General features: G+C 67.4%; 1 protein-coding gene. It reads left to right on the forward strand.

Going from position 1 to position 1,945, the window contains the following annotated elements; all coding sequences use genetic code 11:
- The first annotated feature begins 76 nt into the window (after nucleotides 1-76).
- Nucleotides 77-1,402: an OprD family porin gene (locus tag DK254_RS15380; protein WP_109934446.1), complete on the forward strand. Its 1,326-nt coding sequence runs from the start codon at nucleotides 77-79 to the stop codon at nucleotides 1,400-1,402.
- The last annotated feature ends 543 nt before the right edge of the window (nucleotides 1,403-1,945 follow it).

The following is a 1,945-nucleotide window of genomic DNA, read 5'->3' on the forward strand; positions in this document are numbered from 1 at the left end:
GCGGCCCCGCCGCCGCGGGCGCACAACGACAACGCGGCGCGCCCCGCGCAGCCGCCTGCACACCATGGAGCGATCGATGACACAGCGGAACATTCCCCTGGCCCTTTCCCTGCTCGCCGCCGGGCTGGCCAGCCCCCTGGCCGGCGCCGAGGAAAGCGCCGAAGGCTTCCTCGAAGGCAGCCGCCTGGACATCCTCAACCGCAACTTCTACTTCAACCGCGACGACCGCCACGGCCAGGCCAGCCCCAAGGGCAACGGCTATTCCGAGGCCTGGGCCCAGGGCCTGGTGGGCCGCTACCAGTCCGGCTACACCCAGGGCACGGTGGGTTTCGGCGTCGACGCCTTCGCCATGCTCGGCATCCAGCTGGACAGCGGCGACGGCCGCAACGGCGGGCACAGCTCCTTCGACGTGCTGCCGGTGGACGCCCGCGGCCGCACGCAGAACGAATACGCCAAGGCCGGCGGCGCCGCCAGGTTGCGCCTGTTCGACACCGAGCTGCGGGCCGGCGACGTGTTCCCGCAGACCCCGGTGGTGCACTACGGCGACTCGCGCCTGCTGCCCGAGACCTTCCGCGGCGTGACCCTGAACAACGCCAGCCTCGAGGGCCTGGACCTGCAGGCCGGGCGCCTGCATTCGATGAGCCAGCCCAACGAGCGCAAGATGAGCGAAGGCTTCTCGACCTTCTACGCCGGCCCCGTGGACGCCCCCTGGATCGCCTACCTGGGCGGCGACTACGCGCTCACCGACAAGGTCAGCGTGAGCCTCTACGGCAGCCGCCTGAAGGACGCCTGGAAGCAGTACTACGCGGCCACCTCGGCGACCTACCCGCTGGCCGACGGCCTCGACCTGTTCGGCGGCTTCACCTACTACAAGTCGGTGGACGACGGCGGCCGCGAGCTGCTGGGCGAATTCAATACCAATATCTGGAGCGGCAAGCTCGGCGTACGCTTCGGCGCCCACACCCTGGCCCTGAGCCACCAGCGCAACAACGGCAGCAACGACTTCGACTACCTGCGCCAGTCGGACTCGATCTACCTGGACAACTCCATCCAGTACACCGACTTCAACTCGCCCAGGGAGCGCTCCTGGATGCTCCGCTACGACCTCGACATGCAGGCCTACGGCGTGCCCGGCCTGAGCTTCATGACCCGCTACGCCCGCGGCAGCGACGCCGACTACAGCCACGCCAACGCGGTGTACATGCGCCGCGACGAAAACGGCGACCCGCTGACCGACCAGAAGCGCTGGGAGCGCGACATCGAGGCGAAGTACGTGGTGCAGGACGGCAGCCTGAAGGACCTGTCCTTCCGCCTGCGCCAGGCGACGACGCGGGCCACGGCCTTCGAGTCGGACCTGGACGAGGTGCGGCTGATCGTCGAGTACCCGCTGCGGGTGCTTTGAGGTTCGGGTGTGGAGAAAGGCCCCTGCGGGGGCCTTTTTTCGTTTGCGGGGGTGGTTTGGCTTTTCGTAGGAGCGAGCTTGCTCGCGAATGGTGGTCTGCCGGGACTTCGGTGCCTGGCCTGAAGAGCACCCTCTCCCTAACCCTCTCCCTGAAGGGAGAGGGGACCGTTCGGTGTGCTCGGGTATTTCGGCGTTAGCCGGGCAGCACCGTTGGTTTCCGGCCGAAACCATTCCTCCTCTCGGCACGGACTAGCCCCCTCTCCCTTCAGGGCGGGGCGCGCAGCCGAGGGCTGGGGAGAGGGAGCGGAGTCAAACCAAAATACCGAGGCCACCTGGAAACGCTGTTCGCAAGCAAGCTCGCTCCTACGCAAAAGCCCAACCCCTCCCTATCAAAATCGTCATCCCCACCTCAGCATCCTGTTACCAGCCACAGGTTCCAATACCCCCGTCAGCCCCACTCGTGTGAACTGACGGCCGTCCCGGCAGCGAAAGCTCCTTTGGTGAGGGATGGCCCCTGAGGCGCCCCCCGCGGGCGCCTTTTTT

It is taken from the genome of Pseudomonas sp. RW407, assembly GCF_003176655.1.
In the GTDB taxonomy this organism is placed as follows: domain Bacteria; phylum Pseudomonadota; class Gammaproteobacteria; order Pseudomonadales; family Pseudomonadaceae; genus Pseudomonas; species Pseudomonas delhiensis.